19 protein-coding genes are annotated in these 22,362 nt (G+C 59.8%); 12 read left to right on the top strand and 7 right to left on the bottom strand.

Translation table 11 applies throughout. The features are described 5' to 3' along the window. Nucleotides 1-11: 11 nt before the first annotated feature. The 6 genes from MARHY_RS17030 to MARHY_RS17005 all read left to right on the top strand — a co-directional run bounded on the left by MARHY_RS17030 (nt 12) and on the right by MARHY_RS17005 (nt 6,230). Entirely contained in the window at nt 12-1,112 is a 1,101-nt protein-coding gene (locus tag MARHY_RS17030) for a response regulator (protein WP_014422920.1), read from the top strand. A 15-nt stretch (nt 1,113-1,127) separates the two neighbouring features. Then, nucleotides 1,128-1,529: a response regulator gene (locus tag MARHY_RS17025; protein ID WP_014422919.1), complete on the top strand. Its 402-nt coding sequence runs from the start codon at nt 1,128-1,130 to the stop codon at nt 1,527-1,529. A gap of 69 nt (nt 1,530-1,598) precedes the next feature. Beyond that, complete coding sequence (locus MARHY_RS17020; RefSeq protein ID WP_011787074.1) at nt 1,599-1,919, top strand: DUF2288 domain-containing protein; 321 nt, start codon at nt 1,599-1,601, stop codon at nt 1,917-1,919. Between the two features lie 61 nt (nt 1,920-1,980). Next, nucleotides 1,981-2,889, top strand: coding sequence for a LysO family transporter (locus MARHY_RS17015; RefSeq protein ID WP_014422918.1), 909 nt, complete (start codon nt 1,981-1,983; stop codon nt 2,887-2,889). 108 nt (nt 2,890-2,997) lie between these two features. Next, nucleotides 2,998-3,954: an ABC transporter substrate-binding protein gene (locus tag MARHY_RS17010; RefSeq protein WP_014422917.1), complete on the top strand. Its 957-nt coding sequence runs from the start codon at nt 2,998-3,000 to the stop codon at nt 3,952-3,954. Further along, nucleotides 3,951-6,230, top strand: coding sequence for a diguanylate cyclase domain-containing protein (locus MARHY_RS17005; protein WP_014422916.1), 2,280 nt, complete (start codon nt 3,951-3,953; stop codon nt 6,228-6,230). The genes MARHY_RS17010 and MARHY_RS17005 overlap by 4 nt, the downstream gene beginning before the upstream one ends. On the opposite strand, the gene MARHY_RS17000 is transcribed toward MARHY_RS17005, so the two are convergent. The 3 genes from MARHY_RS17000 to MARHY_RS16990 form a co-directional block, all read right to left on the bottom strand. Then, nucleotides 6,212-7,819, bottom strand: coding sequence for a Na/Pi cotransporter family protein (locus tag MARHY_RS17000; protein ID WP_014422915.1), 1,608 nt, complete (start codon nt 7,817-7,819; stop codon nt 6,212-6,214). The two genes, MARHY_RS17005 and MARHY_RS17000, sit on opposite strands and share 19 nt — an antisense overlap. Nucleotides 7,820-7,888: 69 nt before the next feature. Further along, entirely contained in the window at nt 7,889-9,097 is a 1,209-nt protein-coding gene (locus MARHY_RS16995; RefSeq protein ID WP_014422914.1) for a cyclic di-GMP phosphodiesterase, read from the bottom strand. Next, nucleotides 9,094-9,903 carry a TatD family hydrolase gene (locus tag MARHY_RS16990; RefSeq protein WP_014422913.1) on the bottom strand — a complete coding sequence of 270 codons (810 nt, stop codon included), beginning with the start codon at nt 9,901-9,903 and terminating at the stop codon, nt 9,094-9,096. Before MARHY_RS16990 ends, MARHY_RS16995 begins: the two co-directional genes overlap by 4 nt. Nucleotides 9,904-10,022: 119 nt before the next feature. Here MARHY_RS16990 and MARHY_RS16985 point away from each other — a divergent pair, with 119 nt between their 5' ends. Then, nucleotides 10,023-10,853, top strand: a complete 831-nt coding sequence (locus MARHY_RS16985) for a polyphosphate kinase 2 family protein (RefSeq protein ID WP_014422912.1) — start codon at nt 10,023-10,025, stop codon at nt 10,851-10,853. Between the two features lie 10 nt (nt 10,854-10,863). After that, complete coding sequence (locus MARHY_RS16980) at nt 10,864-12,135, top strand: D-amino acid dehydrogenase (protein ID WP_014422911.1); 1,272 nt, start codon at nt 10,864-10,866, stop codon at nt 12,133-12,135. Between the two features lie 2 nt (nt 12,136-12,137). Here the strand turns inward: MARHY_RS16980 and MARHY_RS16975 are convergent, their stop codons facing one another. Then, the gene (locus MARHY_RS16975) at nt 12,138-12,818 is read right to left on the bottom strand and encodes a tRNA/rRNA methyltransferase (RefSeq protein ID WP_014422910.1); all 681 of its coding nucleotides are present in this window, start codon (nt 12,816-12,818) and stop codon (nt 12,138-12,140) included. Between MARHY_RS16975 and MARHY_RS16970 the strand changes: the two genes are divergently transcribed. Next, nucleotides 12,817-14,061: a methyltransferase gene (locus MARHY_RS16970; protein WP_041655152.1), complete on the top strand. Its 1,245-nt coding sequence runs from the start codon at nt 12,817-12,819 to the stop codon at nt 14,059-14,061. The two genes, MARHY_RS16975 and MARHY_RS16970, sit on opposite strands and share 2 nt — an antisense overlap. 76 nt (nt 14,062-14,137) lie before the next feature. Here the strand turns inward: MARHY_RS16970 and MARHY_RS16965 are convergent, their stop codons facing one another. Together MARHY_RS16965 and MARHY_RS16960 are read right to left on the bottom strand one after the other, a co-directional pair. After that, a complete protein-coding gene (locus MARHY_RS16965; protein WP_014422908.1) occupies nt 14,138-15,343 on the bottom strand; it encodes an OmpA family protein in 1,206 nt (401 codons plus the stop codon). A 168-nt stretch (nt 15,344-15,511) separates the two neighbouring features. Continuing rightward, the gene (locus MARHY_RS16960; RefSeq protein ID WP_041655149.1) at nt 15,512-17,836 is read right to left on the bottom strand and encodes an ATP-dependent helicase; all 2,325 of its coding nucleotides are present in this window, start codon (nt 17,834-17,836) and stop codon (nt 15,512-15,514) included. 57 nt (nt 17,837-17,893) lie between these two features. Here MARHY_RS16960 and MARHY_RS16955 point away from each other — a divergent pair, with 57 nt between their 5' ends. Both MARHY_RS16955 and MARHY_RS16950 read left to right on the top strand, forming a co-directional pair. After that, nucleotides 17,894-20,035, top strand: a complete 2,142-nt coding sequence (locus MARHY_RS16955; protein WP_014422905.1) for a tRNA(Met) cytidine acetyltransferase TmcA — start codon at nt 17,894-17,896, stop codon at nt 20,033-20,035. A gap of 69 nt (nt 20,036-20,104) precedes the next feature. Then, nucleotides 20,105-20,692, top strand: coding sequence for an ankyrin repeat domain-containing protein (locus tag MARHY_RS16950; protein WP_014422904.1), 588 nt, complete (start codon nt 20,105-20,107; stop codon nt 20,690-20,692). A gap of 1 nt (nt 20,693) precedes the next feature. Here the strand turns inward: MARHY_RS16950 and MARHY_RS16945 are convergent, their stop codons facing one another. Beyond that, nucleotides 20,694-21,803, bottom strand: coding sequence for an enoyl-CoA hydratase/isomerase family protein (locus MARHY_RS16945; protein WP_014422903.1), 1,110 nt, complete (start codon nt 21,801-21,803; stop codon nt 20,694-20,696). A 214-nt stretch (nt 21,804-22,017) separates the two neighbouring features. Here MARHY_RS16945 and MARHY_RS16940 point away from each other — a divergent pair, with 214 nt between their 5' ends. After that, nucleotides 22,018-22,356: a c-type cytochrome gene (locus tag MARHY_RS16940; RefSeq protein ID WP_011787058.1), complete on the top strand. Its 339-nt coding sequence runs from the start codon at nt 22,018-22,020 to the stop codon at nt 22,354-22,356. Nucleotides 22,357-22,362 lie beyond the last annotated feature (6 nt).

The following is a 22,362-nucleotide window of genomic DNA, read 5'->3' as shown; positions in this document are numbered from 1 at the left end:
TGAGAGCATTAGTGCTTGAAGACGATGACTTGTTTGGCGAGCTGTTGGAAACGGTTCTTGCCGGATCTGGCCGAAGTGTCGATGTAACGGTGTGTAGTTCTCTTACTGAGGCGTATATGGCGCTAGGAGGAGGGTTCGACCTTGTTGTCACAGATTGGAATCTGCCTGATGGTTCAGGCCTGGATTTCGTTAAGAAGATCCGGAGCCAGGATAAGCAGGTCCCGGTGGTTGTTGTTTCAGCAAGGGCCGACCGCGAGTCTGTGTTGAAAGCAGCACACTATGGCATCAATGGATACATTACAAAGCCGGTAGATATCAACCTCCTTCATTCGCGATTGGCTCAGTTCTTTCCTGTTAAGGGACAGGAACAGGCCAGTGTTTCTGAGTATCTGGAAGCGTCTCTTGGGCGGGTGGTTCAGCTCTCCTCCGGGATGGATCTTGTGGAGCTTCTTAAGCTAATTGATCGAGAGAGCGAGCTCTCCCCTGCTCAATTGGCTGAACGTTGGAGAGACGAGCCAGCATTGACCGCAAGATTGCTCGATGTTGCCAACAGTACGTCGTTCCGCCGTACCGGGCAGCCAGTTGAGAGTCTCCGCGATGCGATTAGCTCCATCGGGGTGGCCATGTCGCTGAATCAGGCCCTGGCTCTATCGTTGGATGTGTCCGGATCGGTAAGGCTCGAACCCTTGAAAGAGATCGCTGAGGCGGTAAATCAGAATATTCTGAGAGTATCGCAGTCGGCACGCGAACTGGCGATTAAGCTTGGCTTGCAGCCGGCAATTTTCCAACAAGCGGCTTTGCTCAGTCGTCTTGGAGAGTTGGCGGTGATTAAGGTGCTCGACGTTTTTCATGCCTCTGGTGGGCAGGTCGAGGAAGACCAACTGGAAAAACTGGTGGAAGATTGGTCGAAACCGTTCGGGAACCGTTTGAAAGTTCAGTGGCATTTGCCGCTTGGCCTCAGAGAGTTGATCGGCGCTGTTCATGTGTTGCCCGGTGACAGTACCCAGGATCGCCAACTGATTATGAGAGCTGCCGCTCTGGCGGCTCGTGATGAGCCAGACAACGAGGAATACCAGCGTCTCATTCGGCGGTTGGGGCTGGATAAACCATAGATTTTCGGGAGCATTATGGACGCGTCGACCAACACAGTGGACAGAATTCTTTACGTTGAAGATGATCCTGATATACGAAGTATCGCTGAACTGTCATTGAGGGATGTCGGCGGCTTTGAGGTGTGTTTGTGTGAATCGGGTTCTGAAGCCCTGAAACTCATTGCGGACTTTGAGCCGGATCTGGTTTTACTGGATGTGATGATGCCGGGTATGGATGGACCTCAGACTCTGAAAGCCCTGCAGCAGCGCCCGGAGGGGCTGAATATTCCGGTTATCTTTATGACCGCTCGTTTGCAGCCCTCGGAAATTGAGGAATACCGGTCGCTGGGCGCCATTGGTGTCATTCCGAAACCCTTTGATCCCATGACTCTGGCCGATGATATCCGGCGTCTGGTGGCCGACAACCCGGAGCGTTGAACCGGATGCGTCGTCGTCGGTTTTAGGGTAGGCTGGCGCCCCGCAAATGAACTGATCACCGAGGTTGTCATGTCATCCCCCCAGTCGCCGGAAGAAATCAAGGCCAAGCTCAACCTGGAGACCTCCCGCATTCACTGGCATGAGCTGCAAACCTATTATGCCCGGGGCCAGGTAGTGCGAGTGGCGCCAGAGCTGGACCTGCTGAATGTGGCGGCCCAGTTGGCGGCGGACAACAAGGCCCAGTTTGAGCACTGGATGTCCGGTGGGCAGGTGGGCGAGGTGGCGCCTGACCTCGCGCGCGCCTGGTACGACCGCAATGCGGAACTCTGGGCAGTCGTCATTGCCCCTTGGGTGCTGGTACAGGACCGTTCTGGTGAGCGTCTTCACTGAACGCCCCCGGTTTTCTCCCTAGCTGTCCTGCTCTTTATCCCTGTATTCGTTCGAGGTTTTCATGCTGACCGGTGCGCTCCTGATCCTGGCCCCGTTATTTCTGGGCTTTGCCATTGCCCTCTCCAATCGTCAGTTGATGACCGTGATTCACTATTCGGTGGAGGGCCTGGTGTATTTCATCCTGGCCCTGCTGGGATTGGGGCTGGGACAGATGGAAGGGTTGCTGGGCCAACTGGGTACCATGGCTGCCCAGGTAGCGGGGCTTGTGCTGGTCTTGCTGGTGGCGAACATGGCGGGCCTGTGGCTGTTTCACCGTTGGCAGCCAATGCACACGGAGGCGGCTGAAACCGGTTCCAGGCCCGGTTATGGCCGCCTGTTTCTGGCAGGCCTCAAACCGCTTTTGTCCGTGCTTATCGGTGCTCTGCTCGGGTATTTCCTGTTCCCGGATTTGCCGATGGTGGACGACGTGGCCACCTGGGCGCTGATGTTGTTGCTGTTCCTTATAGGGCTTCAGTTACGCAATGCCGGCCTGTCATTGCGCAAACTGCTGATGAACCGCCAGGGGCTGGGGATTGCACTGGCCCTGGTGGTTAGCTCCCTGGTGGCGGGGCTGGCTCTGGTGCCGGTACTGGATATTCCCTGGCATCAGTCTTTGGCCCTGGCCTCCGGGTTTGGCTGGTATTCACTCTCAGGCATTGTCATTGGTGATGCCCTGGGACCCGCCTGGGGCGGTGTCGCTTTCCTGAACGATGTGCTGCGGGAAATTATTGCTCTGGCCCTGATACCGTTGGTGATCCATGCCCGGCCAGCCATGGCCATCGGCTACGGCGGAGCCACCGCCATGGATTTCACACTGCCGGTCATCCGTAGTAGTGGTGGTCTGGCCTGTGTGCCGGTGGCCATTGCCTCCGGCTTTCTGCTGTCCTTCCTTTCGCCGGTGCTGATGGGGGTTTTTCTGTCGCTGGGATAGGTTGATTTTGCTCAATTTGACCCGGTGCAATGCTTTGGTCAGATTTACGGTTATAGTGGCTACGGATTAGTATGCAAAGACTACCCACCTCTGTCCCGGAGCTTCTGGATGCACCGCCGTCACTTTTTGCACCTGACGATAGCTGCCGCTGTTGCTGCGGGAATGAGTGGTTGCTCCCGGCGAGATCCTCTGAGAACCGGCATTCACCCCTGGATTGGTTACGAACCCCTGTACCTGGCAGAAGAATTCGGCTGGCTACCGGAGACAGTGCAGTTGGTGAAAGGCCAGGGGGCCAGTGATTCAATCAGCGGACTGGTCTCCGGCAATCTGGACGCCGCAGCCCTGACTCTGGATGAAACCCTCAGGGTTCTTGCCGCCGGGGTGCCCGTAAAGGCCGTTGCCGTCACTAACGTTTCCGTGGGCGCGGACGTGCTTCTGGTGCGGCCTGCAATTACCAGCCTCTCAGATTTGCAGGGCCGACGGGTCGCGGTGGAGCTCGGTGGCGTGTCCGGCATCATGTTGTTTTCTGTGCTTGAGCGCGCCGGCTTGACCAGTAACAACATATCGGTGGTGAATTTACCGGTCCACGAACATATCGGGGCCTGGCAGCGTGGTGATATCGACGCTTCCATCAGCTACGAACCGGAGGCCTCCCGGCTGGAGGACGAGGGCGCGGTGCGTCTTTTCGACAGCAGCCAGCTGCCGGAAACCATCTTCGATCTTCTGGTGGTCACTGATGCTGCGGCCAGTCGGCAGCCAGCCTCGGTACGGGATCTGGTGAAAGGTCATTTTCTGGGCCTGCAGCATCTGGTGCGTAACACGCACGATGCGGTCTATCGCGTTGCTACGCGCCAGCAGGTATCTCCGGAGATGGTGCGTCAGTCTCTGGCGACGGTGATGTTACCGGAACTGTCTGCCAACCATCGCTACCTTACCCACAATGGCCGGCTGGAAGTGGTGGCGAAGACGCTGGCAAGTATTATGGTTCGTGAGGGGCTGATAGATGCGCCCCTGCACTATGAGCATCTGACCGAGCCGGCTTTCCTGCCTCGGAGCTTGCCATGATGAAGGGGGTGATATACTGCTGCCTGGTTTGGCTGTTGGTGGTTGCTGCCAATGTACCGGCGCAGTTGGCAGCCAGCGACTCGGTCACGCTCGGCATTTTTGGCTACCGGCCTGATAACGTGATCAACGAACGTTATCAGCCGCTGGCCGACTACCTGACCCTGGAAACCGGCATGGCAGTGAACCTGAAGGTTTTCAATCAGGATGATATGAACCGTGCCCTGGCGGCCAACCAGATCGATTTCTTCCTCACCAATCCCAGCCATTTTCTGGTTATTCGCAGTGAACGCAGTCTGACCGGAGCCCTCGCAACCCTGCGCCGCAGCTGGCAGGGCAAAACCACGGGCAGTATTGGTGGCGTGATCATTACCCGTGCTGAACGGGACGATATCAACCGCCTGCAGGATCTGGAGAAAAAGAGTATTGCCACGCCAGGGCTGACCTATCTGGGTGGCTATCAGGCCCAGGCGCTGGAATTGGCCAGCGTGGACGTGGATGTTCGGCGCCATAACCGGATGGTGTTTCTGGGTAATCACGACCGGGTGATCCGCTCGGTGCTGGCGGGCGATACCGATGTCGGATTCATCCGCACCGGCATCTATGAAGAACTGCTGAGCGAGAACCCGAACCTTGCAGATGAGCTGAAAATCATCAATCCGCAGCAGCTTCGAGGCTATCCGTTTGTTCTGTCCACCCGGCTGTACCCGGAGTGGCCTCTGGTTTCTCTGCCCCATGTCGACAGCAGGACGGTACGCCGGGTTGCTTCCGCCCTGTTTGCTCTGGAGCCAGAGCATGCGGCGGCGCAGGCGGCCGGTCTGGCCGGGTTTTCGCCGCCTGCAGATTACCAGTCGGTCGAAATGTTGAGCCGAAGCCTGCGGATGCCGCCGTACGATCAGGTGCCGAGGGTAACCTGGGTCGACATACTCCACCAATACCGTAACTGGGTGATTACCGTTGCTGTGCTGTTTGTACTGCTGGTGATTACGAGTCTCTGGCTCGGCCGCAAGAAAAAGCAGCTGGCCTCTGAAGAGCGCAGGCTGCGCAAACTGATTGCCAGTTGGCCCCAGCCGATGCTGATGATCCGCAATGGTGAACTGGTGGACTGCAACCGGGCGGCCGTGGATCTGGTTGGCTATACCTCCGAAGCTTCGTTGTTGGGCAAGTCTCTGGCGGCCTTCTCACCTCATAGCCAGCCGGATGGAGCTCCGTCGTCACAGAAATCCGAGGCGCTCTTTACCCGGGTGACGGCTGGAGAGGTGTCCCAGACGGAATGGCTGTTTGTGCGTTCGAATGGGGAACGGGTGTGGGTGGCCATGACCCTGGCCCCGGTTTATGAACACGGCAGCGACATCCCTTCGGTACTCTGTTCCTGGCATGACATCACTCGCAGAAAGCAGGCTGAGGAACAGCAGCGGTTGGCGTTAAGGGTATTCAAGAATGCCCGGGAAGCGATTTTTATCACCGATGCCCACGGCGTGGTGATGGACATCAACGAGGCCTACACCCAGATCACCGGGCGGGATCACAAGTCTGCCATTGGCAGCCTGCCGCCCATGCCAGTAGATGAGGGCAGTGCCATACTGGTGGCCGCCAGCAGGCATGGGGTGTGGAGCGGGGAGTTTGCAGCCCGGCACCAGGACGGCCAGGCCATTGTCTTGAACCTGAGTCTGAGCAGTGTGCTGGACGAGCAGGGCGAACTGTCTCATTTTGTGGGTGTCTTCAGTGACATCACAAGGCAGAAAGAGATCGAGAAGCAGCTCCGGATCATGGCCCACTACGACGCCCTGACCAATTTACCGAACCGGGTACTGTTCTCGGATCGTCTACACCAGTCCATGGCCCAGGCCCGTCGGCAGAATTACCGGTTGGCGGTTGTCTACATCGATCTGGACCAGTTCAAACCGGTGAATGATGCCTTTGGTCACGATGCCGGTGATGGCTTGCTGGTGGAAGTGGCCCGGCGCATGCGTGCGACCCTCCGGGAGGAGGACAGTCTGGCACGATTGGGCGGCGACGAGTTCGCCGCCATCATCGTCAATGTCCCGGACGCGGTTACCCTGGATATATTGCTCTCGCGTTTGCTAAAGGTCATTGCCGAACCGGTGTGGGTGGCCAATCACAGCGTCGAAGTATCTGCGAGTATGGGTTACACCCTGTACCCTCAAGGCGAGGAAATAGACGGAGATCAGCTGCTTCGCCAGGCTGACCAGGCCATGTATCGGGCCAAGCGTGAAGGCAAGAATCGCTATTACTGTTTTCAGGATGCCGATGCCTGATCATGGCTTTGGTTGAGTAGCCCCACGCCGTCCTGCCAATACAGCGCCTTGCTCCACTGATCGGTGAGCCGGCGCACGGCGCTGAGCTCATCCAGAACCTGGGCCCCCAGGCTGGAACTGAATTCCCGCCGGATCATCTTCTGGAGGGTGGCTGCTTTCAGCTGATGGTAGACGGTTTCGGCTTCCTGTAGCTGCTCCGGTACGGGCGTTTCTGAGGCCACCAGCGCCCGAATAACCTCGAAATAGCGGTTGAAAACCGACTCCAGCGTCTCGAAATCCGTGCGCCGGGCCAGCGCCCGAAGTCGAACCAGATGCAGGGTCAGCTCGGTGGCTTCAGCCAGGTAACGACAGGTGCGAATGCTCAGCGTCAGGGCATCTACCACCGACGGATGCATTTTCTCGGCTCTCAGGCGCCCGATGTAGTCGGTGATGGCCAGGTTCAGGTTGCGCACGGCATCGGCCTTCGGGCGCACATCGGATTCCTCCAGGCTTTCCCGGTCCAGGCATACCCGTAGCAAACCCCGACTGTGACCAATCAACCGCTTCATCTCCTGATCCACGGCGCCGATGGCCAGTTCCGGTGTCGTCACCAGAGTGTCATCGAGATAGCGGGGTTCGGCGTTGTCCTCTTCCTTGCTGCGAAACAGCCGGCCGAGAAAACGGGCAAACGGTTGGGTGAAGGGCAGCATGATGGCGGCACCCAGAACGTTGAACAACGTATGGAATAAGGCCAGCGAAACCGCCGGGTTGGCTTCCAGGTCCAACAGGTTGGTCAGGGTATTCACCAGCCAGAGCATGGCCGGCAGCACCAGCAGGGCGATGACGCCGGTGACCAGGTTGAACAGGATATGCCCGGTGGCCAGCCGGCGGGCGTTTGCCGTGGCTTTCAGGGCCGACAGCGCGGCAGTCGACGTTGAGCCCAGATTGGCCCCAATCACGGCCGCGGCGGCATTGTCGAGCGGGATCAGGCCGCCAGCTGCAGCGGTGAGTACGATGGCCAGGGCGGCGCTGGAGGACTGGGTAAGAACCGTGGCCAGCAGGCCAATCAGCATGAAGGCCGGCAGGCCATAATCGGCGTTGATCAGGTGGCCGTTCTGGAAGCCGAGAGCCGAGGATTCGAGCGCGGTTTTGAGAATCGACAACCCCAGGAAAAACAAGGCAAAGCCTGCCAGAGCTTCCCCCAGAAACTGGTTTCTCGGGTTGCGGCTGACCAGTTTGAAGCCCACCCCGGCGGCCAGCAGTGGCAGCGCCATGGCTTCGATCTTGAAGCCGAAGCCAATCAGGCTGACCAGCCAGCCGGTCATGGTGGTACCGATGTTGGAACCGAAAACAACGCCCAGGGACTGGGCCAGAGTCATCAGGCCGGCATTCACAAACCCAATGGTTGCCACGGTTACCGCCCCGGAATGCTGCACGATACCGGTAATAATAAAGCCGGCGAATAGTGCCCGCAGAGGCGTTCTGGTCCAGTGCCCCAACATATGGCGGAGATGATGGCCGGCGGCGTTTTTCAGACCATTGGTCATCATCTCCATGGCCAGGAGAAACAGGGCCAGACCGCCCAGAACCTGGAAAACCGATGACAGCATGATGGATTATCTTTTTTATGGATGGGGCGTTAACACAAGCCTAGCAGAGCTCGGGTAGCTTTCAGAGTGTCAGACCAGAAACTTCCGGATGTCGAGTTTGTAATCGTCTGGATCGACCGCCCGAACGATCCGGTCCTGGTTGCCGGGGCGAGACAGATCGATGGTATGCACGGTTACAGGCATTCGGAACTTCGTGTTGTACATAACGCGCACCACGGGCAATCTCTGGTCAGATTCATTCGTTTCGATGACCACGCCCAGCTTGCCGCTTTCAAGCAAGACCAATGAACCTATCGGGTACAGCCCAACGCAACGGATAAACTGTTTCACCAGCGTCGGATCCAGGTGATCCCCGGACCACTCCAGCAGTTTCTTCAGCCCTTGAGTCGGCGTCAGGCCTTTGTGGTAAACCCGGTCGGCAGTGATGGCATCGTAAACATCCGTGATGGCAACCATGCGTCCGTACTCGGTGATTTCGTCGCCTTTGAGACCTTCTGGATAGCCGCTGCCGTCCAGTTTCTCATGATGTTGGGCGGCGGTTATCACGGTGATCTCGCCGATGCCTTCGGTGCTGGCAAGAATGTCACGGGAATGGCGGGCGTGCAGCTTCATGACCTCGAATTCTTCCGCCGTCAGTCGGCCAGGTTTGTGCAGAACCTCATCGGGCGTAAGAATTTTTCCGATGTCGTGCAACAAAGCGCCTACGATGGTCTGGTGCAGAACATCCTGAGAGAGTTTCCGGTAATGTCCGAACAGTGACATCAATACGCTCAGGTTGACCGAGTGTTCCAACAGGTAATTGTCTTTCTCGCGGATCCGTCCCAGGCAGCTCAGGGCATTGGCATTGCGTAGTACCGAATTTTGCAGCTCGTCTGCGAGCTGGTGAATCGGGGCCACATCAATTGCACCACCAATCTTGACGTTGTTCATGAAACTGCCCACCAGGCTTTGGGCCTGGCTGTGCACCTGTTGAGCAATAACTATTTCTTCTGCCAGAGGGGCCTTCGGGGTGTATCCCGGCTTCAGGGCTCCGGCGTTCTGCAGGGCCGTTTCATTGCGCCGATCCACATGCGCCGCCGGCTCGGAATCCTGGCAGTCGGCGCCCCGGCTGACATCAATATAGACATACTGCACACCCATCCTGCGGATTTTTTCAATGGTCTCTTCCCGCTTGATAATCCCTTTCTTGCGCTGTGTGTTATGGGGGATCCAGTCGTTGTTGAGGTCGGTAATGTACATACCGACCTTCAGGGCAGAGATGGGAATGCGTTTGATCATTGATGAGGGAAAAACGTCCGCAGGCTGTTTTGATAGGTCTGGCTCAATACCTGATCCAGGGGCAAGTCCTTTACTGCGGCAATTTTCTCGGCCACGAACGGCAGGTAAAACGGTGCGTTTTCACGGCCGCGATAGGGCACAGGCGTCAGGAACGGGGCATCGGTTTCCAGCAGGATCTGCTCAATGGGCGTCATGCGCACAATGTCCCGCACGTTCTCTGCCTTGTTGAAGGTGGTGATGCCGTTGAAGCCCAGGCACCAGCCCTGGTCGATGGCGTATTGTGCCAGCCCGGGCCCGGAGGTGAAGCTGTGAATAACACCCCGGCGCTCCAGCGAATGCTCGAACTCTTTGAGAATCGCGATGGTGTCGTCATCGGCGTCGCGGCTGTGAATCACCACCGGGCGGTCGCTGTCGCAGGCAATCTGCAGCTGCCGGCGAAACACGTCCCGCTGCACGGCGCGATCGGCATTGTCGTAGAAATAGTCCAACCCGATCTCGCCGACGGCCACGATCTTGTCGTCGGTGGCATGCTGGCGAATTTCCGCCTCCACCTCATCGGTATAGGTTTCCGCTTCATGGGGATGAATGCCCTGGGTACCAAACACCCAGTCAGCCGAACCAGCCAGCTCGCGCACTGCCGCCAGGTTCTCTGGTGACACGGCAATGGTGATCACCTTTTCGATGTTGACCCGCTGGCTTTGCTCCAGAGTATCGGACAACGGCCGGTCTTTCAGGTAGTCCAGATGGCAGTGGGTTTCGATGATCGGATGATCAAATACGGGAATCTCACGACGTTTCTTGCTCATGCCGGGGTACTAGACTCCATCAGGGTCGGTGTATGGGTGCTATTCTGAGAAGCGAATCACACAAGTTTATCACTTTGTACGATTACTGACCTGCATCGTGGCGATAGGGAGTTTCCTTGATGAAGTATACGGCGTTTGCCCGTTCCTGGTTCCTGAATCCCGACAAGCCGGCTCTCGAAGGCTATCCCTCCCTGTACGAGGGCGAAGATAAGCTGCCTGCGCTTGAAGCCAGTCTGGAGGACATCGGAGAGTACCAGAGGCGGTTGTGGGCGAATCGTAAGCGGGCATTGCTGGTCGTCATCCATGGCCCGGACACCAGCGGCAAGGACAGCCTGATCCGGACGCTGGCCACCTACGCTGATCCGGCCGGCTTTCACGCCTGGTCATTCGGGCGACCCAATGCATCGGAAGCCGCTCATGATTTTCTCTGGCGGGTGACACCCTATCTCCCCGCCTATGGCCAGATGGTGGCCTTCAACCGCAGTCATCACGAGGCCGTCATCGGCGAGCGAGTATGGCCCGTGCGTGATGCCGACACCTATCACTGGCCGGCCCGGTTCGAGGCCATACGGAATTTTGAGCGTCATCTGGTCAGCGAAGGCACCTGTGTCGTAAAAATCTGGCTCAACCTTTCCGAGGATGAACATAAACAACGATTGCTGAAGCGCCTGGATAAGCCCGGGAAGCGCTGGAAGTTTGACCGCTCGGACATCGAGGGCTGGAAACAGCGCACTCGTTATCAGGCCTTCGCCGAGGAAGCCCTGGCCCAGACCCACACCGAGGAAGCGCCCTGGTTCATTGTGCCCGGGGACCGCAAACCCCAGGCCCGGGCGATTGTGGCGGCCTTGCTGGCCGGGGTGCTGAAACAGCTTGCGCCGGACTACCCGGCGGAACATCCGGATGTACTGGAAGACTATCGTCAGCTGCTGGCAGCGAATGGCGTCAGCTAATGGAGGCAATATGCACATCGCAGTGGTAGGGGGTGGCGTGGTCGGTGTCACCACCGCCAGGGAACTGATTCGCCGGGGGCATCAGGTAACCCTGCTGGAGCGACACGACCTTGCCGGTAACGAGACCAGCAAAGGCAACGCCGCCCAGCGGTCTTACGGCGTGGTTTACCCCTGGGCTGATCCCTCCATGGTCTTCAAGGCACTGCCCTGGCTGTTGAAAACCGACGGCCCACTCAAGCTGCGAGTGCCGCCTTCGGTGGATGCCATCAAGTTTATGTTTGCCACCCTGCGCTACGCCTGGAGTCCTGGCCTGTTTGGCCTCAACAAACGGGCCATGCTGCGCCTGGGTGTCCACAGTCGGGAGCGATTTCTGGCGCTGGAACAGGAGCATGACCTGAACTTTGATGGCGACCACAAGGGCCTTCTGCACCTGGCCAGCAGCCCTGAGGCCATGGACAGTTATCGTGAGATCCACGACCTGCTGAATGAGCTGGGCATCGCCTCGCAGCTACTCACGCCCGAGCAGGTGCGCGCCGTGGAGCCGGGTATGACCGGAGATGGACCTCTCTATGGTGCCATCAGCTATGACACGGACGGCACCGGCGATTGCCACCTGTTTTCCCGGGCACTGGCGCAGGTGTGTGAGCAGCAAGGTGCAAGTTTTCACTATGGTGTCGAGGTTGAGCGGCTGTTGTTTGATGATGAAACTGTGAACGGGCTCGAGTATCGAGCCCGCAGCGGTGAATTGGTCACCCTGGAAGCCGATGCGGTGGTGGTTTGCGCCGGATGCTGGTCACCGCAGCTGGTTCGGCCCCTGGGGCTGGACCTCCCGATCTACCCGGTCAAGGGTTACAGCCTGACGGTGTCCCTGAGTGATCCGGACAAGGCCCCGGCCAGCACGATCCACGACGATAACCTGAAGGTGGTGTCTACCCGGTTGGGTAACCGGCTCCGGGCCACGGGCTTTGTCGAATTGGCGGACTTCAATCGCGACATTCCCGAGGCGCGCATCGCCACTATCAAGAAATCCGTGCGTTCACGCTTTCCCGGCTGCGCGGATCTTGAGGCTGCCGAAACCTGGACCGGTTTCCGCCCCATGACTCCGGATGGCCCCGCCATTATTGGTCGCGGACCCCGCCGGAACCTGTTTCTGAATACCGGCCATGGCACCTTCGGCTGGACCCTGTCGGCGGGCAGCGCCTCGGTGATTGCCCAGGTCATCGACGGTGAGGAGCCGGCGGTGCCACTGGATGCCTTCCGGCCCGGAAGGTTCCAGGAATAGGCTCAGAATTTGCGCTCGAGGTTGCCGCACAGGGTGTGAGCAAAGCCGACGTCCCGTTCGGAAAGCATGGGCAGGCGCTGGAATACCCACTGCGACAGCTTGCTGTCGGCCGGGGCATCCAGCGCCGGTAACAGCGTTTCCAGGCGTTGTCGCAAGGCGCCGAGGCTGGCATCTGAGGCGACCTCCGGCGCGCTGACACTCTGGCGCGCCAGTCCGGACAGCTCCCAGGCATACAGCATGACCGCCTGGGACAGATTCAGGGACGGATAGCTGACCGCCATCGGAAAGCCGGTAAGCAGATCGCACAGGGCCAGTTCTTCATTGGCCAGGCCCCGGTCCTCACGACCAAACACCAGCGCCGCCGTCGCCACCGAGCCGCCTTTATTGGCCAGTGCCGAGCGCAGTGCGCCAGGTTCATGCCAGTCCTGCCGATGATGGCGGGGCTTGGCTGAGGTGCCCATCAGCAAATCCGCGGAGTTTCTAACCGCGGCCAGATCGGGGAAAATGCGCGCATTATCCAGAATGTGGTCACTGCCATGGGCCAGCCAGTGGGCTTCGGGCCGCGTATGCAGGTCGGAATTGACCAGCCATAGCTCGGAAAAACCCATGGTGCACAGGGCCCGCGCAGCGGCGCCGACATTTTCCGGGACTTTCGGTTCAACCAGTACAAAGGCCAGTTTCATGACATTACCTCCGGCGGCGAGTTTACACCAAGCCTCGGGTTGTTTTTACCAGCGCTGGCAGTCTTTGAATGACTGGCTGCGGGAACTGGAGCCACTCTGGCGCCCCATCCCGTTCATGGAACCTGCCCCCGCCTGGCGCGACGCGCATCCGGACCTGGCGCGCTGGCTGGAGGCGCTTCCAGAGGGGGACTGTCAGGACTGGGAGGAGCGGCTCCCGGAACTGTCCTCGGTGTTAGCCGGGTATGTCCCGGCGCTGGCCCGGTACCGGGATCTGCTTGATTTACCCCGTCTGGCGACCGAGGCCGAGGGCCGGCAGGCGGAACTGGCGGAGGTGGCCGCCGTTGATATGCCTGGCCGAAAACGACAGCAGGCCGGCGCATTCGCCGCTGCAATTTCACCCCTGGGCTATCCGGTACTGGACTGGTGTTGTGGCAAGGGGCACCTGGGCCGGACCCTGGCCCGGCGGGGGGCGATGGAAGTAACCGGATTTGAATGGAATCCGGAACTGGTGACCGATGGCAACCGCCTGGCCGAGCACTATGGCGACCCGGTTCGTTTGTCTCATCAGGATGTGATGGTTGATGGCCTCAAACTGCCTGAGCGCCACCATGGGGTGGCGCTGCACGCCTGTGGCGATCTGCACCGCCGGCTGATGCAGTCCGGTGCCCAGGCGGGTTTGCCCCGGCTCAGTCTGTCACCCTGCTGCTATCATCTGACCGGGGGTGAACGGTATCAGCTCCAGGCCCGGCAAACCCGGGAATACGGCCAGTGCTTGTCGGTGGATCGTAACGATCTGAGACTGGCAGTCCAGGAAACCGTCACCGCACCGGAGCGGGTGCGCGAGCAGACCGCGCGCATCAGTACCTGGCGCCTGGGTTTCGATGCATTACAACGGGAGCTGACCGGCGGCAGGCACTATCTGCCGGTACCGTCACACCCGGCGCGGCTCAACAATGGCTGTTTCGAGGATTTCTGTCACTGGGCGGCGGCAAAGAAACAACTGGCTCTGCCCGCCGATGTTGACTGGGTAGAATGGCTGGCGCGCGGTGAGGAACGATATCGTCAGGTGCGCCGGCATGAACTGCTGCGGCACCTGTTCCGGAGGCCCCTGGAATTGTGGTTGGTTCTGGATTACGCCGTGTTTCTGGAAGAGCAGGGTTACCGGGTTCGGCTGGGCACTTTCTGTGATCGTCAGCTGACGCCGAGAAACCTGATGCTGGATGCGGTACGCGAGGGCGATTGAAAGCCTGAACGGGTTTCTGAATACGGGACAAAAGAAAGGCGCCCGAAGGCGCCTTACCGAGGTTGCCCGGATTGCCTTAACGGCGAACCTGGATGCGCGCCTCTACACGACGGTTCTGGGCACGGCCAGCCGGCGTGTCGTTGGTGGCAACAGGCTCGGCTTCACCATAGCCCACAGCACTGACACGGTCCGGATCGACACCCAGAGGCCCGGTCAGTCGACCGGCAACCGCTTCCGCCCGACGCTGGGACAGGAACTGGTTATAGCCTGCTTCACCGGCGCTGTCGGTATGGCCGGCGATCTCAACGGTGGTCTCCGGGTATTCCGCCATGAAATCGGCGACGCGACGGATTTCGTTGTCATAGGCGTTGTCGATAACAGAGCTGTTGGTGGGGAACTGAACCCGCAGTTCAATGGTTTCCACTGTTTCAGTAATGCCCTCACAGCCGGTTTCATCGACCGTGGCGCCAGCGGTGGTGTCCGGGCATTGATCCTGGCTGTTCACCACACCATCGTTGTCGCTGTCGAGCTCACAGCCGCGACTGTTAACCTCGGCCCCGGATGGGGTGTTGGGACACTGGTCGCGGCTGTCCGCCACGCCATCATTGTCGCTGTCCAGCTCGCAGCCACGGCTGTCGACGCTGGCACCGGCCGGTGTGCCCGGGCACTGATCGCGAGTATCGGGCACGCCGTCGTTGTCGGCATCGGCCGGGGCTTTCGGGGCCGGGGCAGAAACCGTGCGGGTAAAGGCCCAGCTCAAGCCAAGCGAGACCATGGTGTCGAAGGTGCTTTCGTCAATGCCGTGGAATTCCCGCAGATCGCCACGAATGGAAATGCCATCACTGACGTTGTAGCGGAAGCCGGTACCCACGTTTACACGGGTTTCATCGTGATCGGTGCCTGCCGTACGGTAGGAAATGGTATCTCCCAGCCCGAAGTCGGCATGGCCTGCGCCCAGAGAAACGTACGGGTTCCAGGCCGATTCCGGACCGGCGAAGTAGTAGGTGCCGTCAACCCGGATTTCGTCAAAATCGGATTCGCCAGACACATACTTGCGGTCGGCATCGGCCCGTGAGTACACGGCTTCAACTGACCAGTGGGGGCGGAACCGGTATTCGACACCAACACCGAAAGTGCCGGTTTCACTCAGATCCCGTTTATCGTCAAACAGCTGGAAGCCGGCAAACGGATTCAGGTAGATGGTTTCCTGGCGTTCCGCCAGGGCTGGTGTGGTAAGGGATGTTGCAAGGGCGGCCAGAGCGACCGGGCGCATGAGTTTCATGCAGAACCTCCTGTCTGATTATTATGTCCTGAAGCTGTCTCCGATGAAGACGGATAAACTCCGGTAAAACACTACGTTACTGAAAATCTAGGTCAGTAAGCCATAAAACACAAAATTTGGCATCTTTCGGCGTCTTCGCAATTGTACGCAGCCTTCACACACGACAGATCAATCACCTGCGGGTGTGAAATACAGATGCGCGCTTTTTTTACTGAAATTCAGCGTGTCGCCATTGCCAAACCGCACCTCGAACGAGCTTTCGTCTTCCGAGATAACCTCGCCCGTTCCAAAGATGGCATGGGTCAGACGCTGCTGATGCCAGACCGGTTCCGCAGTGCTTTCGGTCACCGTCGCCTCGCTTTCCAGCGGTATGCCCTCGCGCTCGGCGTAGCGCAGGCTCACGGGAGTTAACGGGCTGTCCAGCTTCAATGGCTGATCTGTTGGTGCATCTCCAGCATCCAGTACGGAGCCTAGCTCCTGAGATAACCCGAAGCACAGCTCGGAAACAAATCGACTGGGTCCTTGCTCGCCCGCCAGATGCGGGCTGGCCGGGGTGGGCCGGGTGATCAGGTGCAGACGGTGGCGGGAGCGGGTCATGCCCACGTATAGCAGCCTACGCTCGCTTTCCAGCAGGGCCCGGGCATCGTCCTGGGGTCGCGGGCTGTAGGGCAGATATTTCTCCTGCAGGCCGGGAATGATTACCACGGGCCATTCCAGTCCCTTGGTCCGGTGAATGGTGGACAGCAGGACACCCTCGTCCCGATGTTCGCTGGCCTGCTGTTTCAGCAGGCTCAGGTGGTCCAGGGCTCCGTCGGCATTGACTTCCAGGCTTTTCAGGTAGTCGCGAAAACCCTGAATGGTATCAATCCGCTCCTCGGCACTGTCATGGGTCAGTGCGAGACTGCGAATACCCTCATAGAGATCCATGTGCTCGGCATAGACGGTGATCAGGCCAGCTACCGGCCCCTGATAGCGGTCGAGTTGCTGCAGGACTTCACCGAGTTTTTTCAGCTTTCTGGCCGCCATGGGCGCCAGGGCGTCGAAATCCAGACTGAGCAGCCGTTCGTGCCAGCCGGTGTCGAACGCCGCCAGGAACCGGGCCAGGTTTTCCAGTTCCGGTTCTTTCAGGCCCACATGGGGGAACCTCAGAATCTGGCGGGCAATGTCCAGTCGGTCATTTTCTGCCAGCTTGTCGAGCCGACGGGTAACCACCAGCAGCAAGGCCTGCACCGCCTGAACCTCGCGGCTGAACAGCGCGCCCTTACCGGCATCGATCCGGTAGGGGATCTGGCGTGCCAGCAGTTTCAGTTCAATCGGCACGCTCTGGCTCCAGACCCGGAACAGGATGGCGCTCTGGCTCTGTTGTTCCGGCGCGAGTCCCTGCAGGATAGAAAGCACCTGGTTGCCATCGTTTTCGGCCTGATGCAGATGGATTTCGGTGTCGGGGGTACCCGGGTGGGAATGGCACATCACATCCCGGCGGCCGGTGTTGTGGCAGATCAGATGGTTGGCCAGCAGTGCCACCCGGTGGCCGTAACGGAAGGTGTAGCTGAGGGTCTGCTCCAGCGGGCTTTCAAACTCATCACTGAACTTGCGCAGAATGAACTCGGGCCGGGCACCACGGAATTCGTAGATGGTCTGGTCCGGGTCGCCGACCACGGTTACCCGGGCGCGGTCACCGGCCACATAACGCAGAAGCAGGTGCTGGATCTCGTTGGTGTCCTGGTACTCGTCCACCAGGATCAGATCCATTTTGTTACCCACCAGGCGCTGCAATGGCGGGTTCTGATGGATGGCCATCACCGGCTCATACAGCATGTCGGCGTAGCTGATACGGCTTTCGCTTTTACGCCACTGCTCGAAGGAATGGAACAGGTCAATCAGGTAGCGGTGTTTGTCGGAGTAGCCCAGCTCCTCGAACACCACCTCCGCGGGTGCCAGCCCGGTTTTGACGCGGTCGATAAAGCCGGTGGCGGTTTCGACAAAATCCTTCTTGTTGCGGCGGATTTCATCGGCCAGTTCCTCCGGTGCCAGCCGCCGGGTCAGCAGCCAGGCCTGGAAGCCGATCTCCTGTTCGGTCAGGATCTTTTCCGAAAAGCCCGGCAGATAGCCTTCGCGGACGAACCGACGATACAGCCGCAGGCCCATGGCGTGGTAGGTGCGGATTTCCGGCAGGGCCAGCCCGCTCTGATTGCAGACGGACTGTAACTTGCGCTCAAAGTCCACCTTGGCGCTGCGGTTGAACATCAGCACCAGCATCCGGTCCGGATCGTGGCCCTGGGCCAGCAGGTAGCGGATGCGCCAGGCCAGCGTGGAGGTTTTACCACTGCCCGCCACGGCCGTAATCACCGCATGCTCGTAACCGGCCGTGATGATGGCGCGCTGCTCGTCGGTCAGGTAATCCGGTAGGGACAGGTGGTCGGGGGCTTGGGTTTGGCTCGGCATAGTCGCTATTGTACTGGCCAACTGGTAGTGCGGATAGCGCTGCCGCATAATCCCGGCATAGCTCAGGCGCAAATACCTTCTTATGGCCAGCAGGTCCGAATTGACGTGAATGATAAAACCGAGACAATCGCCTCAGGCTGGCGCGCGTTCCAGCACATCCTGGCAGCTCGCGGCCATCGCCGGCTGGTCTTGGTTGAGGGTGATCGGCAGGCTGCGATAGCCCGGGTAGCCGGGCTCTTGCCGGAATTGTCGGCCGCGCAGGGGCTATGGGTCGGTCGTGAACAGGATGCGATCATGGCCGGGCTTGGCCATATCCGTGTCAAAGATTACCGGCGCGTACTGGGGCAGGAGTTGCCAGTTCTGGTCTGGGATGGCTGGGAGGGAACGTCTCCAGACGCCTTTGCGGCACTGTCCGGCACCTTGCGGGCGGGTGGGTTGCTGTTCTGGCTGATGCCGCCGTTGGCGCAGTGGTCGGATTTTGATGACCCGGACTATAGACGAACCGGACTGGACCGGGCCAGCGGCCATCCCTTCGCCGCCCGGTTGGCAACGGTACTTGCGGAAGATCCCGATGTCATTCGCCTTGCGGCGGACAATGGCACTGTGCCTGTTCTTAATCGGCCGGAGCCGGGCAGGGCGGACTTTCAACCCGGGCAGACGGCCGAGCAGCAGACGCTGTTTGCGGACGTTGTGCGCGCTGGCCAGGGCCGCCGCCGACGGCCGCTGGTCATTACTGCCGATCGCGGCCGAGGCAAATCGTCGGCCCTTGGCATGGCTGCTGCCCGCTTGCTCGAAACCGGCCGCAAACGGGTGCTGGTAACGGCACCTTCGGCTGATAACGTGGCTACCCTGTTCGCTCACGCCCGGCAGGCACTGGGTGATGCTCTGGCACTGGATACGCCGACCCATCTGACCACCCGGTCCGGTCATGAACTTTGCTTTCTGCCGCCACAGGAGTTGCTGTCGCAGCGGCCGGAGGCGGAAGTGGTCTTGGTTGATGAAGCGGCGGGTTTACCGGCCCAGTGGTTGAAAGCCGTGTTGCTGGGCTGGCCGAGAGTGGTGTTTGCCAGTACGGTGCATGGCTATGAAGGTACCGGCCGGGGCTTTGCCTTGCGCTTTCGACAGATTCTGGAACAGGAAACTCCGAACTGGCGCGCCGTCAGCGTTCGCGAGCCCATTCGCTGGGCGCAGGGTGACCCGCTGGAGCGACTGGTTTTCCAGCTGTATCTGTTATCGGCAGACGCGCCGGAGCCACAACCGTTCATCGCCGGCGACGTGCGCATTGAACGCTGGCAACCTGCCGCGGCCAGCGAACAGACCCTGACGGAGGCGTTTGGTCTGCTGGTCAATGCCCATTACCGGACCACGCCCGCCGATCTTCGGCAATGGCTGGATGACCCCGCCGCGATGACCTGGCGGGCCAGCGTAGATGGGCGGACCATTGGCTTGCTCTGGGCATCCACTGAAGGTGGTCTGGCTCCTGATCTGGCTGAAGAGGTGGTCGCTGGAAAACGGCGGCTCAGGGGCCATATGCTGGCCCAGTCACTGGCCAATCATGGCGGCGCCCCCGCCGCTGCTACCCTGAAAACCCTTCGAGTGGTCCGCGTAGCGGTGGCGGAATCGGCACGCAGGCTTGGGGTCGGCCAACGGTTGGTGGCGGCTGCCCATGAGGCCTGTGTTCAGGATGGAATGGATGCATTGGGTACCAGCTTTGGCGGCGAACCGGGTTTGTTGGCGTTCTGGCACCGATGTGGCCTGCGCATCGTGCGTATGGGTCTGAGCCAGGAGGCGTCCACCGGAGAGTTTCCCCTGCAAATGCTGATGGGCACCTCTGAGCCGGGGCAGCAACTTCAGCAACAGCTGAGCAGCCGGTTCGCCCGACACCGGCAACATCTGGTGTCCCGCCATTGGTACCAACTGGACCATGAACTATTGCTGGCCATCTGCGACGCCCTGCCATCCTCGGCGTGGCTGGATGACGATGATCGCCGGGATCTGACTAACTTCGCGTATGGCTTTCGCGGCTTTGAACTAACCTTGCCGGTTTTGCAGGAGCTCTCTGCCTGCAAGGGTATGGCTCAGCGAATTCAAAGCCATCCGGAGGCAAAGCTCTGGTGTCGTGCGGTATTGCAGGGCTGGTCCTGGGTGCAGTTGCAGGAGGCCGGCCTATGCCGGGGCCAGCGCGATGCAGAGGCGCGGCTGCGGTTGCTGGCTCGAGAACTTCTGCAAAACGAGACGGAGTTGTGACCGGTTCGATTTAATTCCGGTGACTGGCTGAGCAGAATAGCTGCAAAACGCAAACAAGAGACTTCCGACATGGGCAGGGACGCGAGCAGCTATTTCCACCTGGTATTTTTCCTGGCACTGACGCTGCTGGCCGGATGCAGTACAACCGGGTCAGCACCTGAAACCGGAGAGGCCGGTGCCGGCCCGGAGGAGCTGATGGCTGCGGTGCGCGCCAATGAGGATCGGGCGGTACTTGAGCTGCTGTCCAGCGGGGTAAGGCCGGATGCCCAGGCCGGAGCGGAGCAAACCCCGCTTATGGTGGCTGCCACCAACGGTAACCGCCGCATTGTCCGTTTGCTACTGGCTGCAGGCGCAGAGGTGAATGCACGCAGTGCCGACGGCAATACCGCGGTGATCCAGGCTGCTGAAAATGGTCATCTTGCGGTGGTCCGGGCCTTGCTGGCGGCGGGCGCCAACGTGAACGTCAGCCAGGGTGGCGAATCCCTGTTGATGAAAGTGGTGGCCAGCGGTGATCTTCTGACCGCCGAAATGCTGTTGGCGGCCGGTGCCGATGTGCACTATCGCCGGGCGGATGGCACCACCGCTCTGGATCTCGCCCGCGCCAGCAACAATCAGGATCTTGAAATGCTGCTGGTGCAGGCGGGCGCCGCCCGCTGATTCAGAGGCTGTCCAGCATCATTGGGTCGGTCGTGTCGTCCCACACTGGCTGGAAATGCCGTTCAACCACCTCTTGCGGCACTTCGGCAACCGAGGGGTAAGACCACTCTGGGGAGCGGTCCTTGTCTACCAGCAGGGCGCGAATGCCCTCGGCCAGATCGGGTCTCCGGGTGCATTCTTCGGCCATGGCCAGTTCCATACGGAACACATCTTTCAACGACATCTGCTGGCCTTTCTGTATCTGGTGCCAGATCAGCCAGGCGGTGACCGGGCAGCCGGTCTTCAGGGTATGGATGCACGCCTGCCACCAGGGGTCGGTACTCTCCGAATTCCCCAGTTTTTCAACGATGGCCGGTAGCTCATCGCCTGCACTCAGGCGTGCGATGGTCTGTTCGTGCTGTTCCAGGTGCCCCGGAGTCAGGGTGCGGTAATCCAGCGCTTCCAGTTGGTTCAGCAGGCGGAACAGGCGGTTGTCGTCGGCGGCGGTTTCACCGCTCCAGCGTTCCTCCTGCAGCCGTTCAAGCAGGGCGCTGCTCTGGTCTGCTTCGATCACCATATCCGCCAGGCCCACTCGCAAGGCGTCGGCGACATTCAGTCGAGCGCCAGTCAGACCCATAAACAATCCGAGCCGGCCCGGGAGACGGTTCAGGAACCAGCTCGCGCCCACATCGGGGAACAGACCGATGCTGATCTCGGGCATTGCCATGGTGACATTCGGGTAGATTAACCGGTAACGGCAGGCCGCCAGCAAGCCCAGGCCCCCGCCCATGACAATGCCGCCAGCCATGCCCACCACCGGCTTGGGGAACCGGTGCAGGGTAAAGTCGAGACGGTATTCCGCCGCAAAGAACCGCGCGGGTGCGGCTTTATCGCCATCGCCGGTCAGTGCCGGGTACAGGGCCCGGATGTTGCCTCCGGCACAGAACGCCCGGTCTCCCGCCCCCTGCAGAACCACCAGGCAGATACGGGAATCCTCGGCCCATTGCGCCAGCGCCTGCTGCGCCTGGTTGACCATTTCCTCGGTCAGGGCATTGAGTGTGCCCGGCTCGTTCAGGGTGAGCAGGCCGATGTGTCCTTCCCGGCAGGGGAGCTCCTGTACCTCAACTGGCATGGCTTGGTTCTCCGGTGGTATCTCTGATTGGGTATTTGTGGTTTGTTCGTACTGTCGTTCACTACGCTCAGGCGTAAAAGAGGACTATGGTCGCACGAAAGTCCTTGATCTATCACATTTGAGCTCACGGGCGGGTGTGCTATAAGTGAAACCTGAGTTACTGACCGGTTTTATGCCGGAATGTGAACGTTAAAACGATGAGAGGGTTAACACAATGAATCTGAAGCATCTTGCAGTAGCGGGCCTGTTCGCAGCTGGCGCGATGGTACCGGTCGCTTCCATGGCCGCCGGTGACATCGAAGCTGGCAAGGCCAAGGCCGCCGTTTGTGCCGCTTGCCATGGCCAGAACGGTATCTCTCAGGTGCCCATCTATCCGAACCTGGCTGGCCAGAAAGAGCAGTACCTGGTTGCAGCTCTGAAGGCGTACAAGGCAGGCCAACGTCAGGGTGGACAGGCTCCGGTGATGCAGGGTCAGGCCACAGCCCTGAGCGATGCTGACATTGCCAACCTGGCAGCTTACTACGCCAGCCTGCCGGCCGACGGCGGCAAGTAAGGCGTT

This window comes from Marinobacter nauticus ATCC 49840 (genome assembly GCF_000284615.1).
GTDB classification, from domain to species: Bacteria; Pseudomonadota; Gammaproteobacteria; order Pseudomonadales; family Oleiphilaceae; genus Marinobacter; species Marinobacter nauticus.
This window is presented reverse-complemented; position numbering and strand designations above follow the sequence as displayed.